We start from the raw sequence: 2,909 nt of genomic DNA, 5'->3' as shown, positions 1-2,909 counted from the left end.
ACTGGCCGATCAGGCCGGCGATGTCCTCGGCGTGGGAATAGTCGACCTTGGAGTTGTCGAAGTCGAACATGGCGTCCAGCTTCTTCACGGTCGCCGCGTCCCCGCCCAGCGTCTTGACCACCCCGCCCAGGTCCTGCGGCGCGAACCAGGAATATTGCCAGGCGTTGCCCTCGGTGTAGTCCGAGCCGTAGTTGATGGCCGTCGGGTTGAACGGCTCGCGATAGGCGCCGTCGGATTTGCGGGCGCGCAGGAAGCCGGTCTTGGCGTCGAAGCTGTTGCGCCAGTATCCGGCGCGCTTGTCGAAGGTCGTCGCCACGTCGGCCTGGCCCAGGTCGCGAGCCATGCGGGCGATGGTCCAGTCGTCATAGGCGTATTCGACCGTCTTGGAGGCCGCCTCCGGCTCCTTGTCGATCGGCACGTAGCCGAGCTTCATATAGTCGCCCAAGCCCCCGTACGGGGCGTAGGTGGCGCTCTTGACCATGGCGTCCAGAGCCGCCTCGCCGTCGTAGCCGCGGATCCCCTTCATCCAGGCGTCGGCGATGACCGGCACGGCGTGGTAGCCGATCATCGTCCAGGTCTCCTGGCCGTGGAACTGCCAGACCGGCAGGATCTGGTAGGGGCTCTGGCGCTGCGAAGCGATCAGCGAATTGACGACGTCGTTGGTGTAGTCCGCCGGCTGAACCAGGGTCAGCAGCGGATGCTCGGCCCGGAAGGTGTCCCACAGCGAGAAGGTCGAGTGGAAGGTGAAGGGCCGGCCGTCCAGCTTGCCCTCATGCACCTGGTCGTCGGGGCCGCGATAGCGTCCGTCGGCGTCGGCATAGACGCTGGGGGCCAGCAGCGTGTGGTAGAGCGCCGTGTAGAGGGTTTTCCGCATCAGGGCCGGGGCGGCGATGTCGACCATCCCCAGGGCCTTCTCCCAGGCCGCCTTGGCGCGGGCGCGCTGGGCGTCGAAGTCGAAGCCGGGCTCGTCGCTGGCGAGGTTGGCGATCGCCCCGTCCTCGCTGACCGAGGACAGCGCCACCTTCACCGTCAGCGGCCCGTCGATCTGGCCGAAGTCGAAGACGCCGACCAGGGCGCGGCCCTGGACCTGGGCGCGGTCGTTCGGCGTGCGGCCCGGCTGGGCGAAGCCCTTGTAGGGCACGTCCGTCTCGCGGTTGTGGAAGGCCTGGCCGACCAGCGGGCGGTCGAAGCGGATGGCGAAGAACAGCTTGCGGCCGGGCGCCCAGCCGCGCGTCTCGCGATAGCCGGTGACCGTGCCGTCGGGGGCCACCCGCAGCCGCGACCACAGCACCTTGCCCGGATAGTTGTAGATCGAGCTTCGGAGGTCGATCAGCACCTGGGCGTGGTCGCCCTTCTGGAAGGTGTAGCGGTGAAGGCCGGTGCGCAGGCCCGCCGTCAGCTCGGCCCGGACCCGGCTGTCGCTGAGGGTGACGGCGTAGTAGCCGGGCTGGGCGACCTCGGTGTCGTGGCTGTAGCGCGAGCGGTAGCCCGAGCCTGGCTTGTCGGCCTCGCCCGGCTCCAGCCTGGCCTCGCCGGCGACGGGGGTCAGCAGGATGTCGCCGAGGTCGGAGTGCCCGGCGCCCGAGAAGTGGGTGTGCGAGAAGCCCAGGATGGTCGGATCGCCGAACCGATAGCCGGCGGCGCGAGAATAGGCCTGCTTGAATGGCGGGATGTCGGTGTCGGGGCTCAGCTGCACCATGCCGAACGGGACCACCGCCCCGGGGAAGGTGTGCCCCTCGCCGCCCGTGCCGATGAAGGGATCGACGGCGTCGTAGGCGGAGATCTGGGCGTGGGCCGCCGTCGCCAGGATCGACAGGCTGGCGGTCAGGGCGAGAAGCAGACGCATCTAGGGGAACTCCGCGAATACGAGACCGCAACCTAGCAGCACGCCCGCCACTGTCATCCCGCCCCTCTCCCCGTCATTCCCGCCACAAGGGCGGGAATGACGGGGAGAGGGGGAGGAGATCGCTCTAACCGGCTCCGCCCAAAGCCCGCTCCACCGCCGCCAGGGCGTGCAGCGTCGTGGTGTCGAACACCGGGACCGGACTGTCCGCCTGGCCGATCAGCAGCATGATCTCGGTGCAGCCCAGGATGATCGCCCGCGCCCCACGCGCCACCAGCCGGGCGATCACCCCCCGGTAGGCCTCGCGCGAGGTGTCCAGCACGCGACCCGCGACCAGCTCCTCGTAGATGATCCGGTGCACCACGGCGCGGTCGTCGGCCTCGGGCGTTAGCACGGTCAGGCCGTGCTTCTTCTCCAACCGGCCGCGATAGAAGTCGTGCTCCATGGTGAAGGCCGTGCCCAGGAGGCCCACGGTCGAGACGCCGGCGGCCTTGATGGCCTCGCCGGTCGGATCGGCGATGTGCAGCAGCGGGATGTGGACCGCCGCCTCGATGGCGTCGGCCTCGCGGTGCATGGTGTTGGTGCAGAGGACCAGGAAGTCGGCCCCGCCGGCCTCCAGGGCCCGGGCCGCGTCGGCCAGGCGCCGCGACAGCTCGGGCCAGCGCCCCGCGTGCTGCAGGCGCTCGATCTCGGCGAAGTCGAACGACCACATCAGGGTCCGCGCCGAGGCCACGCCGCCCAGGCGGTCGCGCACGGCCTCGTTGATCAGCCGATAGTACTGGGCCGAGCTTTCCCAGCTCATGCCGCCGATCAATCCGATGAGCGCCTGCTCGGCCATGGGTCCCGCCTTTTCCGAGGGCGGGCCATAGCACGGCCGTCCACGCGTGACACGGCGCCGCCGCTTCACGCGGCTGGCCGCTGAAGAGATGGAAGGGGATGCGGAGCGCCGGACGTTCGTCCGGAGGTTTGGGTAGTGAGTACCGTTTCGACGAAGCCAGGACGCTCCGCGCGGTCGTTATCCGGTGAGCCCTCGACGCGCGGGGTCTTAACCCGCTTCCGAAAGAGG

Annotated in this window: 2 protein-coding genes; both read right to left on the bottom strand. The window is 69.4% G+C overall.

From position 1 onward, the window contains the following. The coding region (locus VJ655_RS10740) for a GH92 family glycosyl hydrolase (RefSeq protein WP_324111053.1) at positions 1-1,846 on the bottom strand (1,846 nt) is incomplete at its 3' end. Positions 1,847-1,970: 124 nt separating this feature from the next. Beyond that, a complete protein-coding gene (locus VJ655_RS10735; protein WP_324111052.1) occupies positions 1,971-2,681 on the bottom strand; it encodes an aspartate/glutamate racemase family protein in 711 nt (236 codons plus the stop codon). Positions 2,682-2,909 lie beyond the last annotated feature (228 nt).

It is taken from the genome of Caulobacter sp. (assembly GCF_035254145.1).
Taxonomy (GTDB): Bacteria; Pseudomonadota; Alphaproteobacteria; order Caulobacterales; family Caulobacteraceae; genus Caulobacter.
The sequence above is the reverse complement of the archived record's forward strand: the minus strand, read 5'-3'. Positions and strand labels throughout refer to the sequence as shown.

Excerpts from the sequence above, each read along its gene's own strand:
- VJ655_RS10735 (WP_324111052.1), bottom strand. The coding sequence starts at position 2,681 with ATGGCCGAGCAGGCGCTCATCGGATTGATCGGCGGCATGAGCTGGGAA.